The sequence below is a fragment of the Streptomyces sp. NBC_00076 genome, assembly GCF_045041235.1.
Lineage (GTDB): Bacteria > Actinomycetota > Actinomycetes > Streptomycetales > Streptomycetaceae > Streptomyces.
Map to the genome: position 1 here is coordinate 10,058,015 of NZ_CP108242.1, position 16,954 is coordinate 10,074,968.

General features: G+C 70.7%; 10 protein-coding genes and 2 pseudogenes. 7 read left to right on the forward strand and 5 right to left on the reverse strand.

Translation table 11 applies throughout. The annotated features are described in order from the left end of the window. Positions 1–2: 2 nt before the first annotated feature. A pseudogene (locus OHA64_RS44850) lies at positions 3–534 on the forward strand (transcriptional regulator); the annotation flags it as partial. A 4-nt stretch (positions 535–538) separates the two neighbouring features. Here OHA64_RS44850 and OHA64_RS44855 read toward each other — a convergent pair. Next, positions 539–2,085, reverse strand: a pseudogene (locus tag OHA64_RS44855) (serine hydrolase). Between the two features lie 166 nt (positions 2,086–2,251). On the opposite strand from OHA64_RS44855, the gene OHA64_RS44860 reads away from it, so the two are divergent. The 4 genes from OHA64_RS44860 (at position 2,252) to sigJ (ending at position 6,410) form a co-directional block, all read left to right on the forward strand. Continuing rightward, on the forward strand, positions 2,252–3,364 hold the full coding sequence (locus tag OHA64_RS44860) for an NAD(P)H-dependent flavin oxidoreductase (RefSeq protein WP_405622982.1): 1,113 nt from the start codon (positions 2,252–2,254) through the stop codon (positions 3,362–3,364). Further along, entirely contained in the window at positions 3,361–4,935 is a 1,575-nt protein-coding gene (locus OHA64_RS44865; RefSeq protein ID WP_405622983.1) for an acyl-CoA synthetase, read from the forward strand. The genes OHA64_RS44860 and OHA64_RS44865 overlap by 4 nt, the downstream gene beginning before the upstream one ends. A gap of 213 nt (positions 4,936–5,148) precedes the next feature. Beyond that, positions 5,149–5,463 carry a hypothetical protein gene (locus OHA64_RS44870; protein ID WP_405622984.1) on the forward strand — a complete coding sequence of 105 codons (315 nt, stop codon included), beginning with the start codon at positions 5,149–5,151 and terminating at the stop codon, positions 5,461–5,463. An 80-nt stretch (positions 5,464–5,543) separates the two neighbouring features. Beyond that, on the forward strand, positions 5,544–6,410 hold the full coding sequence (gene sigJ, locus OHA64_RS44875) for an RNA polymerase sigma factor SigJ (protein ID WP_405622985.1): 867 nt from the start codon (positions 5,544–5,546) through the stop codon (positions 6,408–6,410). 70 nt (positions 6,411–6,480) lie between these two features. Here the strand turns inward: sigJ and OHA64_RS44880 are convergent, their stop codons facing one another. Further along, on the reverse strand, positions 6,481–8,892 hold the full coding sequence (locus OHA64_RS44880) for a penicillin acylase family protein (RefSeq protein WP_405622986.1): 2,412 nt from the start codon (positions 8,890–8,892) through the stop codon (positions 6,481–6,483). A gap of 120 nt (positions 8,893–9,012) precedes the next feature. On the opposite strand from OHA64_RS44880, the gene OHA64_RS44885 reads away from it, so the two are divergent. Next, on the forward strand, positions 9,013–10,512 hold the full coding sequence (locus OHA64_RS44885) for an acyl-CoA synthetase (protein ID WP_405622987.1): 1,500 nt from the start codon (positions 9,013–9,015) through the stop codon (positions 10,510–10,512). Positions 10,513–10,555: 43 nt separating this feature from the next. Here OHA64_RS44885 and paaK read toward each other — a convergent pair whose 3' ends face one another. From paaK to OHA64_RS44900, 3 genes are all read right to left on the reverse strand, one after another. Next, positions 10,556–11,854 carry a phenylacetate--CoA ligase PaaK gene (gene paaK, locus OHA64_RS44890; protein ID WP_405622989.1) on the reverse strand — a complete coding sequence of 433 codons (1,299 nt, stop codon included), beginning with the start codon at positions 11,852–11,854 and terminating at the stop codon, positions 10,556–10,558. A gap of 299 nt (positions 11,855–12,153) precedes the next feature. Then, complete coding sequence (locus OHA64_RS44895) at positions 12,154–14,202, reverse strand: sulfatase (RefSeq protein ID WP_405622990.1); 2,049 nt, start codon at positions 14,200–14,202, stop codon at positions 12,154–12,156. 117 nt (positions 14,203–14,319) lie between these two features. After that, entirely contained in the window at positions 14,320–15,939 is a 1,620-nt protein-coding gene (locus OHA64_RS44900; RefSeq protein WP_405622991.1) for an acyl-CoA synthetase, read from the reverse strand. A gap of 176 nt (positions 15,940–16,115) precedes the next feature. On the opposite strand from OHA64_RS44900, the gene OHA64_RS44905 reads away from it, so the two are divergent. Then, on the forward strand, positions 16,116–16,916 hold the full coding sequence (locus OHA64_RS44905) for a crotonase/enoyl-CoA hydratase family protein (RefSeq protein WP_405622992.1): 801 nt from the start codon (positions 16,116–16,118) through the stop codon (positions 16,914–16,916). Positions 16,917–16,954: the final 38 nt, after the last annotated feature.

Sequence of the window (16,954 nt, forward strand, 5' to 3'; positions counted from 1 at the left end):
GCGACCTGCTGAACCGGCTGCCACAGGCCGCCGCGATCGTGCTGTCGGCGACGTACGCGGTCATCGCCTGGAACGACCTGGCGGCAGCCCTCATGGAGGACTTCTCCGCCCTTCCCCGCCGCGACCGCAACCTCGTCCGGCGGAGGTTCCTGGAGCCGCGTCGCGGTGGCCGGTGGCTGTACAGCGTGTCGGACGCCGACGCGTTCTCCCGGAGCGCCGTCCAGCACCTTCGCGCCGCCGCGGCCCGCTACCCCGACGACCCCGGAAATGACCGGCCTGGTAGAGGAACTCCTCGCCGGCAGCGAGGAGTTCGCGCGACTGTGGGCCGCCCACGAGGTGGCCGCGCGCCCCACCCTCTGCAAGACCTTCGACCACCCCGTCGTCGGCCCCGTCACCGTCAACTGCGACGTCCTGGACATCACCGACCGCGACCAGCGCGTGATCATCTACACCGTCGCACCGGGGTCGCCGTCCGAGGAGGCGTTCCGGCTGCTGTCGGTCGTCGGTACCCAGCGCATGGACATCCCCGGCTGAGCCGTCAGTCCGCGGAGGCGGTCCAGCCGTTGGCCTCGATGCGCGCACCGTCCGCCGGACGTGCCTCGTCGAACAGGACGCCGTCCGCCGCCTGAACGCGCAGCCCGTCGACGTACGCGCCGCGCCCGACGTACAGCCGGTCGGTCGCGTAGCGCCAGCGCAGCGTGAGCCGGCGGTCGTGGCATTCGTCATTCCGGAGAACCAGGCCGTACGACCGTGCCGCGGCCGCACCGGCACGGCGCGCGCCAGGTGGTTGCCGACGGCGACCCGGGGCGCGGAGCCGGAACGCCAACTGCGCACCGGGTGGACGGAGTTGCCGAGAACGATCAGGAAGGAGTCGGTCGTCGGGTCGAGGACCAGCGAGGTGCCGGTGAACCCGGTGTGCCCTGCCGTGCGCGGGGTGGCCATCGCGCCCATGTACCAGTGCTGGTAGAGCTCGAAGCCGAGGCCGTGCTCGTCGCCGGGGAAGGCGGTGTTGAAGTCGGTGAACATCAGCTCCACCGACTCCGGTCGCAGGACGTGGGCGCGGCCGTAGGTCCCGCCGTTGAGCAGCGTGCGGCCGAGGACGGCCAGGTCCCAGGCGTTCGAGAACACCCCGGCGTGACCGGCCACGCCACCCAGGCCGAACGCGTTCTCGTCGTGCACCTCGCCCCACACGAGTCCTCTGTCGAGCCCCGACCAGGGGGCGCGGGCGTCCTCCGTCGCCGCGATCCTCGTTCTCCAGGAGGCGGGCGGGTTGTAGCGCGTGTGGCGGAGGCCGAGCGGGGCGGTGACCTCGTCGTGCAGGAGGGTGTCCAACGCGCGGCCCGTGACCTTCTCCAGCACCAGTTGCAGCGAGATCAGGTTCAGGTCCGAGTAGAGGTAGGCGGACCCCGGTGGGTTGAGCGGCGCCTCGTCCCAGATGAGGCGGAGTTTCTCCTCGTACGACGGGGCCCTGTACAGCGGGATCCAGGCGCGGAAACCCGAGGTGTGGGTGAGGAGTTGACGGATCGTGATGTCCTGCTTGCCCGCCCCGCCGAACTCCGGAAGGTATCCCGCGACCCTCCCCTCCAGCTCCAGCGCGCCCCGCTCGATCTGCTGCACGGCGAGGATCGAGGTGAACAGCTTCGACACGGAGGCGAGATCGAAGACGGTGTCCTCCGCCATGGGGATCTGCTGGTCGGCCGGGAACTCGACGCCCGTGTCGGTCTTCTCGTCGTACGCCCGGTAGCGCACCGCCATGCCGATGGGCCGGTGCAGGGCCACCGTGCCGCCGCGCCCGGCGAGCAGCACGGCGCCCGCGTACCAGGGATGGCTGGGGGAGGGGCCGAGGAAGGCCTCGGCATCTGTGACGAGTTGACGCAGGTGAGCGGGGAGCAACCCGGCGCGTTCGGGGGAGCCGTGCCGCAGGGTGGGACGCCTGGCCGACCCGGCCGCCTCAACCGCGCCGGCCGGTCCAGCCGGAAGAGGGGCGATGGTGAGGGCGCCGCCCAAGGCCAGTGCTCGTCGCCCCAGTTGACGGCGGGTCGGTCCGCGCCCGTCCGCCGCTCTGTCCGCCGCGTCGTCCCTCATGGGCAACCTCCCGCTGACTGAAAGTATCTTTCCGGGATCACCTTGCGCGGTGAAACTTTCGTGTCAGGTGGGCGGCGTGTCAACGGGACGTGCTGGCACTCAAGAAATCTGACGGAGCATCAGAAAACCTCTTCCGTCGTCCGGAGGACTGCGGCATCCTGCGCCCATGCAGACGGAGCTGAGCAAGACACTGGGAGTCGAGCACGCCGTCTTCGGCTTCACGCCGTTCCCCGCCGTAGCCGCGGCCATCAGCCGGGCCGGCGGCTTCGGAGTGCTCGGCGCGGTCCGCTACACCGCCCCCGACGACCTCAAACGTGACCTCGACTGGATCGAGGCGCACATCGACGGCAAGCCGTACGGTCTCGACGTCGTCATGCCCGCCAAGAAGGTGGAGGGAGTCACTGAGGCCGATGTCGAGGCGATGATCCCCGAGGGGCACCGGCAGTTCGTCCAGGACACCCTCGCCAAGCACGGCGTGCCCGAACTCGCCGCGGGAGAGGCCTCCGGCTGGCGCATCACCGGCTGGATGGAGCAGGTCGCCCGCACCCAACTCGACGTCGCCTTCGACTATCCGATACGGCTGCTCGCCAACGCCCTCGGCTCACCGCCCGCCGACGTGGTGGACCGCGCCCACGACCAGGACGTGCTCGTCGCCGCGCTCGCGGGCAGCGCCCGGCACGCCCGCAAGCACCAGGAGGCGGGCATCGACATCGTGGTCGCCCAGGGGTACGAGGCCGGCGGTCACACCGGCGAGATCGCCTCCATGGTGCTCACGCCCGAGGTCGTCGAGGCCGTCGACCCACTGCCGGTGCTGGCCGCCGGGGGGATCGGAAGCGGTCAGCAGGTGGCGGCGGCACTGGCACTCGGAGCCCAGGGAGTGTGGCTGGGTTCCCTGTGGCTGACCACCACAGAAGCGGACATGCACTCGCCCGCCCTGACGCAGAAGCTGCTCGCCGCCGGTTCCGGCGACACCGTCCGCTCCCGCGCCCTCACCGGCAAGCCCGCGCGCCAGCTGCGCACCGAGTGGACCGACGCCTGGGACGACCCCGACGGACCCGGCACCCTCCCCATGCCACTGCAGGGACTCCTCGTCGCCGAGGCCGTCTCACGCATCCAGAAGTACGAGGTCGACCCGCTGTTGGGTACGCCGGTCGGCCAGATCGTCGGCCGGATGACCAGCGAACGCAGCGTCCAGGCCGTCTTCGACGACCTCACCCGAGGCTTCGAACGGGCCGTCGACCGCATCAACCGCATCGCCGGAAGGAGCGGCCAGTCGTGAGCACCTCCCCCGCTGCCACCACGAGCACACCACCCACCGGTTTCTGGGCCCAGGCCACCGGGCACCCGGACCGCACCGTCCTCATCGCACCGGACGGCGAACCGTGGACCGCCGGACGCCTGCACGCCGCCACCAACCGCCTGGTGCACGGGTTGCGCGCGGCCGGACTGGAACGCGGCGACGCCTTCGCGGTGGTCCTGCCCAACGGGCCGGAGTTCTTCACCGCCTACCTGGCCGCCAGCCAGGCGGGCTTCTACCTCGTCCCGGTCAACCACCACCTCGTCGGCCCCGAGATCGCCTGGATCGTCGCCGACTCCGGCGCCAAGGTCCTCCTCACCCACGAGCGCTTCGCCGGCCCCGCCCGCCACGCCGCCGACGAGGCCGGCCTCCCCGCCACTCACCGGTACGCGGTCGGCACGGTCGAGGGCTTCCGGCCGTACGCCGAACTCCTCGACGGGCAACCGGAGTCGGCGCCCGCCGACCGCACCCTCGGCTGGGTCATGAACTACACCTCGGGCACCACCGGCCGCCCGCGCGGCATTCGGCGCCCGCTGCCCGGCAAGGCCCCCGAGGAGGCGTACCTCGGCGGCTTCCTCGGCATCTTCGGCATCCGGCCGTTCGGCGACAACGTGCACCTCGTCTGCTCACCGCTGTACCACACCGCCGTCCTCCAGTTCGCGGGCGCGTCCCTGCACATCGGCCACCGCCTGGTCCTGATGGACAAGTGGACGCCCGAGGAGATGCTCCGCCTGATCGACACCCACCGGTGCACGCACACCCATATGGTCCCGACCCAGTTCCACCGTCTGCTGGCCCTGCCGGACGACATCAAGGACCGCTACGACGTCTCCTCCATGCGCCACGCCATCCACGGCGCCGCGCCCTGCCCGGACCACGTCAAACGGGCCATGATCGACTGGTGGGGCGACTGTGTGGAGGAGTACTACGCGGCCAGCGAGGGCGGGGGAGCCTTCGCGACCGCCGAGGACTGGTTGAAGAAGCCAGGCACGGTCGGCAAGGCCTGGCCCATCAGCGAGCTCGCGATCTTCGACGACGACGGCAACCGGCTGCCGCCCGGCGAACTCGGCACCGTCTACCTGAAGATGAACACCGGCGGCTTCTCGTACCACAAGGACGACGCCAAGACACGGAAGAACCGCATCGGCGACTTCTTCACCGTGGGCGACCTCGGCTGTCTCGACGAGGACGGCTACCTGTTCCTCCGCGACCGCAAGATCGACATGATCATCTCGGGAGGCGTGAACATCTACCCCGCCGAGATCGAGTCCGTCCTGCTCGCCCACCCCGCGGTCGCCGACGCCGCCGCCTTCGGCATCCCGCACGACGACTGGGGCGAGGAGGTCAAGGCGGTCGTCGAGCCGGCCCCCGGACACGAGCCCGGCCCCGCCCTAGCCGCCGCGCTTCTCGACCACTGCGCCGAGCAACTCGCCGGGTACAAGCGGCCCAAGAGCGTCGACTTCATCGCCGAGATGCCCCGCGACCCCAACGGCAAGCTGTACAAGCGGCGGCTGCGGGACCCGTACTGGGAGGGCCGTACGCGCCCCGTGTGACCAGCGCCGTCCGGGCAAGCTGTCCACGGCACCACCGGGGTCGCCGGCCGGGTGCCCGAGGCGTTCGACGGACCTCCGCGGCGTCGCGACGCCGGCGTGCCGGACCCGGATCCCGACCCGGACCGGATGGCGGTCGACATCGTCGTCACCGTGCCACCCCCGTACCGTGCCGGCCCGTGAGGCCGCCCGGTACGGGGGTGGTCGACATTCGGGGTGACGTGGATCGGCACCCCGGAATCGGCCCCCGGGGACACCATCGTCGACGACACCCCGGCCGCCGCACGAGAGTGTGCCCGGGCTCGCCGGCATGCTCGACGCGCTCTGGTCGAAGGGGACGCCCGTCGCGCCCGACGAAGACGCCAGCCCCGGCCGAAGAAGGCGCCCGCAGAACTCGCCCGGCTCGCGGTCGGCGGCCGGGACCGCGCCTTCATGAACGAACCGCGCGGCGCCGACGACGCGCGCGCCGCCCTCACCCTGAGTCGTACTGCCACCACGCCGGGTGGCGCGACGGGTTCGTGGCGGAGTTGACTGGTGCGGCCACGGCGCACTGAACGCGGCCACCGCACACGCCCGCACCGCGCATCGAACGACTGGGAAGGACATGGGCATTGGAAACCCCGGAACCGGCGACCGAGCAGTTCGAGACCTGCCGTCCCCTGCTGCTCGGGCTCGCCTACCGGCTGCTCGGCAGCATGTGGGACGCCCAGGACATCGTCCAGGACGCCCACCTGCGGTGGACCGGCACCGATCGCACCGGAACCCGCGAACCCGGGGCCTTCCTCATCCCCCTCGTCTCGCGACTCGCCCTCGACCGGCTCAGGTCGGCACGGGCGACCCGCGAGGCGTACATCGGGCCCTGGCTGCCCGAACCCGTGGCCACCGACGCGCTCGGTCCGCTGGACACCGCGGAGCTGCGGAACACCGTCGCCTATGCGACCGTCCACCTGATGGAGCGTCTGTCACCCCCCGAGCGGGCGGTGTTCGTCCTGCGTGCGGCCTTCGAACTGTCGTATGGCGAGATCGCGCGGGTCATCGACACCACCGAGACCAACTGCCGTCAGATGCACCTGCGGGGCGCCCGCCGACTCGCCGCCGGACGCGACCGCTTCGCTCTCACCGAGGACGAGCACGCCAAGCTGCTGGCACGGTTCCTGAAGGCCGCGCAGAGCGGCGACCTGGCCACCCTCAGCGACCTCCTGACCGATGACGTGGCCGCCTGGAACGACGGCGGCGGCAAGGTCAGAGCGGCTCTGCGGCCCGTCGAGGGCCGAGACCAGGTGGTCCTGTTCTTCGCGAGCTCTGTCGTCCGCCGGCCGTTCGGGACGCCCCGCCGCGTGGACGTCAACGGCCGCCCCGCGATGGCGTTGGCGGTCGACGGGATCGACCAGCTCCTCACCATCGACGTGCGCGACGGCCTGATCGACGGCATCTACGCGGTACTGAACCCCGACAAACTCGGCCATGTCCCGGCCTAGCGAAAAGTGTGGTCCCGCCACATGGGTGACGGGACCACACCACCGGGATACGCGGTCGACAGCGACAGCGTCAGCGCTCGCGTACGCGGACGATCTTCAGCCCCGGTGAGGACAGGACGTCCTTCTCACAGAACCGGGACGTCACCCACTTCTCCCCGGAGAACAACCGCGTCTGGTCGTCGAAGTGCGGCGAGTTCGGATTCGAGGACTGGGAGTACGTCAGCAGCGTACGGGCCACCGGGCAGCGACCGCCGTCCCAGCCCACGGCCTGGATGTAGCTCGACCCGGTCGTCACCTCCGTGTAACCGCCGCCCGCCGCGCTCCACACTTGCTCCACCCTGTTCCACACGCCCAGCGCCTCGGTGCCGCCCGGAACGGGGATACGGCGGCCGTCCCGTACGACGAACTGGTGCTCCCCGAGCCGGGAGTCGAGCGCGATGCCCGCCGCCCGCAGCTCGGCCACCGTGTCGGCGAGCGCCGTGGTGAAACCCGGTGCCCCCGTGTCGAGCGTGTTCGGGGTGCGCACCGGATCGTCAGCCGAGAACGGGACCTTCCACAACCGGGCCGCCGGCACGGCCGCCGTCAGCTTCCGCCAGAACCGGTCGAACAGCAACGCGCCCCGGCTGCCGGTGTCCATGGAGCGGTCCCACCTCGCGAGCACCCCGCACGCCTCGCGCACGTCGACGGACCTGCCGTCGCCGCTCGTCGCCATGCCGCCGGGCAGCGCGGCGCACGCCTTCGCCGTGTCCGTCGCGGCCAGGTCCCCCGCGGGCGCCCGGTCGGCGAACTGCTGCGCCTGGAGATCCCGTACGGTCAGGGCCCCCTTCTCGGCCAGTGCCGCCACGTCCTCGACCGCGCCCCGGGTGCGCAGGGAACGAGGCGTGTCGATCGTGCCGAAGATCCGCTCGTACCCGGTCAGCGGACGGTCCGCGTTGGCCAGCCAGGCGCTGTCGTTGGAGTTCTCCGCGTACGGGGCGTCCTTCAGGACCGGCATCCTGGCCGGCCCGAAGATCCCCGGCTGAACGGCGTCGGGGTCGCTGCCGAGCGCGCAGTCGCCGCGCGACCCGTCGAGGACCGCGACCCCCGACGCGGGATAGGTGACCTTGCCCAGGGGAGTGGAGCAGCGCTGCGCCAGCTCGTCGGTGATCCGGGGGAGCACCTGCGACTGCGTGAACAGTGTGTGGCCGCCCGAGTCGGCGGCGATCGTGTTGACCCAGGGCAGACCCTGTGTGCGGCGCAGTGAGCCCAGCAGGTCGGCCGTGCTGCGGGCCCTGCCGAAGCCGAGCGCGGTGTCGGAGCTACGCAGGTTGGCGGCGTTGGGGTCGCCCAGCGCGTACGCCGTCGTGGACGTCCACGGCAGGGGCAGCGAGGCACCGAGCGCGGTGACCACGGGGCCGTACCGCGTCCACCACTGGGTGCGGGTCACCGGGGCGCCGCCCTTGACCTCGACGGTGACCGTGCGTTTCGTCATCCGCTCCGTCCTGCCGTCCACGAGGTACGCGGTGGGGTCGGCCGGATCGAGGGTGAGCTGACGGAGGTCGAGGGGGACACCGGTGGCCACGGTGTGGCTCCACGCCACATGTGCGGTGTGACCTATGGACACCGCCGGCGAGCCGAGCAGCGAGCCGCCGGCCACGTTCAGCTCGCCCGGGATGGTCTGCTGCGACTGCCAGAAGCGGCGCCCGCCCTGCCAGGGATAGTGCGGATTGCCCAGCAGCAGTCCGCGTCCGTTCGCCGTCGTCGCGCCGCTGAAGGCGACCGCGTTGGAGCCCATGTCGGCGGAGTCCGCGGCGAGGAGTTCACACGCGGCCCGAGCGGTGTCGCGGGCGTCCGGCGCGGCCGTCGGCGCCGTCGCCGAGGTGGGCGGCTGCGCCGCCGTGATGCCGTCCACCGCCCTGCCCTGTCCGCCGAGCACCGCGAACGCGAAGGACCGTGCGGCGACGTCCAGGGACGTCACCGGACGCACCCAGGCGGCACCCCGGCACGCCGGGTCCGTGATCCGGTTCTGCTTCAGCCAGGCGTTGTAGCCCGCCGCGAAGCCCCGCATCAGGTCCTTCGTCTGACGGCTCGGACCGCGCGGCGCCGGTTCGGCGACCAGCTTCTCCACCGTGCCGGACTCCCGCACCCCGCGGAAGTACTGGTCGCTGGAGAGGTTCCGCGCGGCCGAGGACAGCGACTGGTCGGGCGCCGCGTCGGGCCCGAAGTACCGCGAACGTTCGCCGCGCACGGTCAAGAAGCCGTCGGCGAGCGTGCACACCTGGTCGGCGGCCTGCGCCCACCCGGTGCCGAAGCCGAGGTTCGCGTAGTCCTTCGCGACGATGTGCGGAATGCCGTACTCGGTGTAGCGGATCACGGCGGACAGACCACGGTCGGACGGATGTTCCTGTGGTTCCCGGCTCTGTGCCGCGGCCGCCGGCAGTGCGGTGGCGGCGGTGAGCAGGGCGACGGCTGTGACGGCGAGCCGTCTCATACGGGCGCGCATCGTGCCTCCCAACGTCGTTGAGGGAAGGAGCGGTTGACCGTACCAGTGGGTATGTGTCCCCGGGGCGTGGTGATCGGCGGTGCTTGACCTCCTTCCGCGGCGGCCCGAGGATCATGTGTCATGACGCCTGGACACGGCAGTACGGTTGACGGGGTGCTGCGCCGCAGTGCCCGACGCACCCCGGCGCGGGTGGCGGTGGAGTACGCCGACCGCGCCTGGACGTACGAGGAACTGGACCAGGCCGTCTCCCGCGCGGCCGGGCTGCTCCTCGGCGAGGGACTCGTCCCCGGTGACCGGGTCGGCGCGTACGGCCACAACTCGGACGCGTATCTGATCGGCTTCCTCGCCTGTGCCCGCGCGGGCCTGGTGCATGTGCCGGTCAACCAGAACCTGACGGGCGACGACCTCGCGTACATCGTTGGCCAGTCGGGCAGCACGCTGGTGCTGGCCGACCCCGGCCTCGCCGGTCAACTTCCTGACGGTGTAAGGACGTTGCCCCTGCGCGACGCCGAGGACTCGCTGCTGGCACGGCAGGCCTCGACACCCGCGTACGACGGCCCGGAGCCGCGCGGCGAGGACCTGGTGCAATTGCTGTACACCTCCGGCACCACGGCCCTGCCGAAGGGCGCGATGATGACCCACCGCGCCCTGGTGCACGAGTACCTGAGCGCGATCACCGCTCTGGACCTCAGCGCGGGCGACCGCCCGGTGCACTCGCTGCCGCTCTACCACTCGGCCCAGATGCATGTGTTCCTGCTGCCGTACCTCGCGGTCGGCGCCACGAACCTCATCCTCGACGCGCCGGACGGCGACCGCCTCTTCGACCTGATCGAGGCCGGCCGCGCGGACAGCCTGTTCGCCCCGCCCACGGTCTGGATCGGCCTGTCCGGCCGCTCCGACTTCGCCACCCGCGATCTCGGCGGACTGCGCAAGGCGTACTACGGAGCGTCGATCATGCCGGTACCCGTCCTCGAACGGCTGCGGGAACGGCTCCCGAAGCTGGCCTTCTACAACTGCTTCGGCCAGAGCGAGATCGGCCCCCTGGCGACCGTCCTCGCACCCGACGAGCACAAGGGCCGGATGGACTCCTGTGGCCGGCCCGTCCTGTTCGTGGACGCCCGCGTGGTCGACGAGGACGGCAGGGACGTGCCCGACGGCACCCCCGGCGAAGTCGTCTACCGCTCCCCGCAGTTGTGCGAGGGCTACTGGGACAAGCCCGAGGAGACCGCCGAGGCCTTCCGCGACGGATGGTTCCACTCCGGCGACCTCGCGGTGCGCGACGCACACGGCTACTTCACCATCGTCGACCGGGTCAAGGACGTCATCAACTCCGGTGGCGTTCTGGTCGCTTCACGCCAGGTCGAGGACGCGCTCTACACGCACGACGCCGTCGCCGAGGTCGCCGTGATCGGCCTGCCCGACGAGCGGTGGATCGAGGCCGTCACCGCGGTCGTCGTCCCGCGCGGCGAGGTCACCGAGGGGGACCTCCTCGCCCACGCTCGCGAGAAGCTGGCCCACTTCAAGGCGCCGAAGCGGGTGGTGTTCGTGGACGAACTGCCCCGCAACGCGAGCGGGAAGATCCTCAAGCGGGAGCTCAGGGACAGGTTTTCCGGCAGCTAGTGCCGTGGCAGGCAATGTACCCACGGCACCAGGTTCCTGCCGGTCACTGGCGTGGACGCAGGTCCTCGATCCGACGGATCTTCCCCACGGACCGCTCCAGCGACTCCGGATCGACGATCTCGACGCGGACCGCCACGCCGATGCCGTCCTTCACGGCCGCCGTGATGGCCCGCGCGGCCGCGTCCCGGTCCTCGGGCGTGGCGTCGGGGCGGGCCTCCGCCCGGACGGTGAGGGCGTCCAGGCGGCCCTCGCGGGTGAGCCGGAGCTGGAAGTGGGGAGCGACGCCCGGTGTGCGCAGCACGATCTCCTCGATCTGGGTGGGGAAGAGGTTCACCCCGCGCAGGATCACCATGTCGTCGCTGCGGCCGGTCACCTTCTCCATCCGCCGGAAGACGCGGGCCGTGCCCGGCAGCAGACGGGTGAGGTCCCGGGTCCGGTAGCGGACGACCGGCATGGCCTCCTTGGTGAGCGAGGTGAAGACCAGCTCGCCCCGCTCACCGTCGGGCAGCACCTCGCCGGTGATCGGATCGACGACCTCGGGGAAAAAGTGGTCCTCCCAGATGTGCAGCCCGTCCTTGGTCTCCACGCACTCCTGCGCGACCCCGGGACCGATCACCTCCGACAGCCCGTATATGTCGACGGCGTCGATCGCGAACCGCTCCTCGATCTCCCACCGCATCTGCTCGGTCCAGGGTTCCGCACCGAAGACACCGACCCGCAGCGAGGTGCCGCGCGGATCGACGCCCTGGCGCTCGAACTCGTCGAGGATCGTCAGCATGTACGACGGCGTCACCATGATGATCTCGGGCCGGAGGTCCTGGATCAGCTGGACCTGGCGGGCCGTCATGCCGCCGGAGGCGGGGATGACCGTACAGCCGAGACGTTCGGCCCCGTAGTGCGCGCCGAGCCCGCCGGTGAACAGCCCGTAGCCGTACGCCACATGCACCGTGTCACCGGGCCGCCCGCCCGCCGCGCGGATGGAGCGCGCCACCATGTCGGACCACAGGGAGAGGTCGCCGTCCGTGTAGCCGACGACTGTGGGGCGCCCGGTGGTGCCGCTCGACGCGTGAAGGCGCCGGATGCGGTCCCGGGGCACGGCGAACATCCCGTACGGATAGTTCTCCCGCAGGTCCGCCTTGGTGGTGAAGGGGAAACGGGCCAGGTCGGCCAGGGAGCGGCAGTCGTCCGGGCGGAGTCCTGCCGTGTCGAAGGAGTCCCGGTAGAAGGGCACATGCTCGTAGGCGTGCCGCAGCGAGGCCCGCAACCGCTCCAGCTGCACGATCCGCAACGCCTGCGCGTCGAGCCGTTCCCCCGAGTCCAGCAGGTCCGTCGCGTCCGCCATGCCGACCTCTCCCTCCGCACCGCACGCTCCGGACGACCGATCATTCGGTCGAGGTGCTCGGGATCAGTAATCCAGGCGACCCCCGGCGGGGCAAGGGGACGTCGCGCACTTTCTGCCAGGCAATCCCGCCGCGGCGGGCGAGCCCGGTCACCCGGATCGCCGACACGCCGGTCTTTCACCCCTTCAGAGCCGGCGCCCCGGCTCCGCTGTCGGCAGAGCACGCCGGGGGCCGCCGGCCCAGGGAGTTACTGGACAGGAGTTCCTGGACATCCTGGAGGAGTTCCTGACGGTGTGAGGCATCACTTCTGGTACGCCGTCATGAAGCGGTCGCGGAACTTGTCCATGCCCCATGCCGGTGCGTTGTCGGCAGGCTTGAGCCCGTCGGTCCAGCCCCAGTCGGAGATCCTGTCCAGCACCTTCTTGTCGCGGGCGACGATCGTGATCGGCACGTCCTTGCTGGAGCTGCCGGCCGTGACCGTGGGAACCGGCTGGTGGTCGCCGAGGAAGACGAGGACCGTGTTGTCGTCGCCGTAGCGCTCGAGCCACTGGGTCAGGCTGTTCACGGAGTACTGGATGGCGCGCCGGTACTCGGTGCGGACGCGCTCCGGCTTCTGCCAGACCTCCTTGGGGTCCGTGCCCTCCTTCTTGATCTTCTCGAAGACGGAGCCGTCGCCGAGCTTGTCCCAGTCGGTCATGCGGGCGATGGGGGACCAGGGGTTGTGACTGGAGGCAAGGATGATCTCCGCCATGATCGGATCGCGGTCCTTCTTGCCGTGCTCCAGTCGTTCGAAGGCCTCCATGCTGAACTGGTCCGGCACGGGCGTCCAGCTGAAGTACGGGCCCTGGTAGCCGAGGTGCGTGGAGTCGTAGATGTGGTCGAGACCGAAGTACTTGCCCTCTGGCCAGGCCTTGCGCACACCGGGAACGATGCCGACCGTGCGCCAGGCACCGGTCTTCTGGAAGTAGCTGGTGAGGGTCGCGCGGTCGCCGGTGGTCAGGCTCCGGTACCGCTGCTGGTTCTTGACCCACAGGCCGGACAGGAACGTCGAGTGGGCGAGCCAGCTGCCGGCTCCCGCCACCGGCGACCTGAGCCAGGCGCTGCGCGACTCGAAGCCGGCCGCCTTGATCCGGCTCGTGCCCTCCTTCAGGGTCGCGTCCATCTGCGGCGCCATCGCCGGATCGTCGAGGGCGACACGGCCGTAGCTCTCGATGAAGGTGAACAGGACGTCCTTGCCGCGCAGTCCGGTCAGCAGCTGGTTGGGCGGGGTGGCGGCGAAGGCGTCGACCTTGGCCTGCTTCTCGAAGACCTTGGCGTCGCCCAGGCCGTTGCGCACGCTCTCCACACGGTTGGCGAGGAACTCGGTGTTGCCCTTGGTCGCGATCGTGACTCCGCCGACCTGTACGCCCAGCGTGAAGCAGGTGACCCACGCGGTGCCCAGGACGAGGGTGGTCTGGATGGCCGCCGCACGGTGCCGGGCCATGACGTTCGTCAGCCGCACCACCGCGAGCGTGCTCAGTGCGAGCACGGCGATCAGCAGGACGATCACCGCGGCTATCGCGAGCACCTCGCCCGAGCGGCCGAACGACTCCCTGACGAAGTCCGCGGCGTCGTCCAGCAGGATCCAGTCGAAGACGAGGTCGAACGGCCGGGCCAGAAACTGGTTGAAGCCCATGTCCAGGAACTTCAGAACGGTGAACAGTCCGAGGACGGCGCCGGAGGCGACGGCCGTGATCCGCCGCGGCTTCCCAGGGAGCGCGAGCAGCAGGCACGCCAGCACGATCCCCTCGACCGGCACGCGGAAGAAGGAGAACAGCGTGAGCTTGTCGAGCCGGTTGGGCATGAGCAGCGCGGCCAGCACCGTCACACCGGCCAGCACACTTGTTCCCACGGCCACACCGCGTGCGGCGCCGGGATAGCGGCGGCGCCATCCGAACCAGCCGGCTTTCGGGGAGCCAGGGGACTCGCCGGCGTCGGGCCGGTCCTCGGTCGCCGCTTCCGCGGGCTCGTCGGCGGTGTCGTGCGAGTCCTCCGGAGTGGCGGCCTTCTCCCCGTCGGTGGCGTCGTCCGAGTCCTCGGGCGAGGCCGCTTTCTCCTCGTCGGCGGTGTCGTCCGGCTGCTCCGGCGTGGCGGCCTTCTCCTCGTCGGCCGGTACTTCTGCGCTCTTGTCCTCGGCCGGTGCGGCTTCTTCCGCCTCTGCGGGCTTCCCCTCCGCCGTGTCGACGTCCTCGCCCGACTCCCCGGTCGCCTCGTCCTCTCTCGTCCCGTCAGTCGCAGCGGAGTTGCCGCCGTCCGGGACCGCCTCACCCTCGGCGTCGGGCAGTTGACGAGAGCGAGTGAAGAGAGACACCCGGAGGTCCTTCCGTGCGGTCGTGCGAGGGGCATGGCAAACGGGGCCCGAAGGCCCAGCCTGCCACCACCAGTACGTCCGCACGTCACCTTCGGTTCAAGCCAACGGGACCGAATTTCATCCGCCCGCCGACGCCGCCACCTCCCGGGCCCACCGGTAGTCCGCCTTGCCGCTGGGTGACCGCCGGAGCGTCTCCGTGATCACCAGCCTGCGCGGGATCTTGTAACCGGCGAGCCGGGACCGGCAGTGCGTCTGGATCTCCTCCAGGGACGGCCGCTCGGCGCCACCGCGCAACTGCACCACGGCCGCCACCTGGTGTCCCCACTTCGCGTCCGGCACCCCGGCCACCATCGCGTCGTACACGTCCGGATGGGACTTGAGCGCCTGCTCGACCTCCTCCGGATAGACCTTCTCCCCGCCCGTGTTGATGCACTGCGAGCCCCGGCCCAGGACGGTGACCACGCCTTCCTCGTCGACGGTGGCCATGTCGCCGAGCAGCACCCACCGCTCGCCGTTCTTCTCGAAGAACGTCTCGGCGGTCTTGCGCGTGTCGTTGTAGTAGCCGAGCGGCACATGGCCGCACTGCGCCACCCGCCCGACCTCTCCTGCGGCGACCGGCTCGCGGGTTGCCGGATCCACCACCTGCGTACGGGAGTTGACGCGGACGCGGAAGCCGCGCTCGGGGCCGGAGTCCTCCGTGGCCGTGCCGTTGAAGCCCGACTCCGAGGAGCCGAAGTTGTTGAGCAGCATCACGTTCGGGACGAGGGCCTGGAACTGTCGGCGGACCGTGTCCGACATGATCGCCCCCGAGGACGACACGCTGAACATCGACGACATGTCGACGCCCTTCAGCGGACCTTCGAGCGCGTCGATCAACGGACGCAGCATCGCGTCACCGACCAGCGACATGCTGGTGACTTTCTCCTTCTCGATCGTCCGCAGCACCTCCTCGGGCACGAACTTGCGGTGCAGCACCACCCGTTGGCCGAAGTTGAAGCCGATGAACGCGGTCAGTGTGGAGGTGCCGTGCATCAGCGGGGCGGCGGGGAGGAAGGTGATCCCCGCGCCGCCGGCCGCGACCCGTTCGGCCAGCTCCTGCGGCTTCCTCACCGGCTCCCCGGTCGGCGCGCCGCCGCCCAGCCCCGAGAAGAACAGGTCCTCCTGGCGCCACATCACGCCCTTGGGCATCCCGGTGGTGCCGCCCGTGTAGATGATGAGCTGGTCGTCCCCCGAGCGGGCCGCGAACCCGCGCTCCGGGGACCCGGCAGCCTCGGCTTCCGGGAAGGGGACGGCCGCCACCTGCGCCGCCCCTGGCGCCGGCTCCCCGACCCGCACCAGGTGCCGCAGCGCGTCCGTGTGCGGGAGCGCCGCCGCCACCAAGTCCGTGAACTCCGCCTCGAAGACCAGGCCCGCCAGGTCGGCGTCCCGATAGAGATAGACCAACTCCTCTTCCACATAACGGTAGTTGACGTTGACCGGCACGATCCGCGCCTTCAGGCAGCCGAGCACTGTCTGCAGGTACTCGACGCCGTTGTACAGGTGGAGCCCCACGTGCTCGCCGGGGCGCACCCCGCTGTCGAGGAGATGATGGCCGACGCGATTGGCGGCCGCGTCCAGCTCCGCGTACGTCAGACGGCGCTCCGCGCCGGTGCCGGGATGGTCGATGAACACGAGCGCCTCGCGGTCCGGGACCACGTCGACGACCGACTCGAACAGGTCGGCAAGGTTGTACTCCACCGCTCCTCCTGACCCCGGGCGTGCCTGGCAACGGTCGGTTCGCCGTCATCAGAGCAAAGGGCGCCGCAACTGTGAAGGGTCCGCGTCGAAGAAATCTGACTGAGTGTCAGAAAACCCTTGAAGTGCCCCGGCGCCTCCTGCAACCTGTTCTCGTTCTGTCAGAGGGGAGATGGCCCATGGCTGGGACGGAACACCTCACGGTGCGGCGCGAAGGCGCCACCCTGGTACTCACGCTCAACAGGCCCGACGCCAAGAACGCGCTCTCGCTGTCGATGCTGGTCGGTCTGTACGACGGCTGGATCGAGGCCGACGCCGACGACGAGATCCGCTCGATCGTGCTCACCGGCGCCGGCGGTGCGTTCTGCGCGGGCATGGACCTCAAGGCCCTCGCCGGACAGGGCATGGCAGGCGAGCACCTTCGGGACCGGCTCAAGGCCGACCCAGACCTGCACTGGAAGGCGATGCTGCGCCACCACCGCCCCGGCAAGCCGGTGATCGCCGCCGTCGAGGGGTACTGCGTCGCCGGCGGCACCGAGATCCTCCAGGGCACCGACATCCGGGTCGCGGGCGAGTCCGCGACCTTCGGTCTGTTCGAGGTCAGGCGCGGCCTCTTCCCGATCGGCGGCTCCACGGTCCGGCTGCAACGCCAGATCCCGCGCACCCACGCCCTGGAGATGCTGCTCACCGGCCGCCCCTACAGCGCCCGTGAGGCCGCCGACATCGGCCTGATCGGCCATGTCGTCCCCGACGGCGGCGCGCTCGCCAAGGCGCTGGAGATCGCCGAACAGATCAACGCCTGCGGCCCGCTCGCCGTCGAGGCCGTCAAGGCCTCGGTGTACGAGACCGCGGAACTGACCGAGGCCGACGGGCTCGCCGCCGAACTCGAGCGCGGCTGGCCCGTCTTCGACACCGCCGACGCCAAGGAGGGCGCCCGCGCCTTCGCGGAGAAGCGACCGCCCGAGTACAAGCGCGCCTGACCCTGCCCGGACCGCGCCCGACCCTCCCTCGGAAGGAG

Bases quoted from the DNA above. Each gene is read 5' to 3' on its own strand.
- OHA64_RS44860 (WP_405622982.1), top strand. From the start codon at position 2,252: ATGCAGACGGAGCTGAGCAAGACACTGGGAGTCGAGCACGCCGTCTTC.
- OHA64_RS44880 (WP_405622986.1), bottom strand. From the start codon at position 8,892: ATGCGCGCCCGTATGAGACGGCTCGCCGTCACAGCCGTCGCCCTGCTC.
- OHA64_RS44885 (WP_405622987.1), top strand. From the start codon at position 9,013: ATGACGCCTGGACACGGCAGTACGGTTGACGGGGTGCTGCGCCGCAGT.
- paaK (WP_405622989.1), bottom strand. From the start codon at position 11,854: ATGGCGGACGCGACGGACCTGCTGGACTCGGGGGAACGGCTCGACGCG.
- OHA64_RS44905 (WP_405622992.1), top strand. From the start codon at position 16,116: ATGGCTGGGACGGAACACCTCACGGTGCGGCGCGAAGGCGCCACCCTG.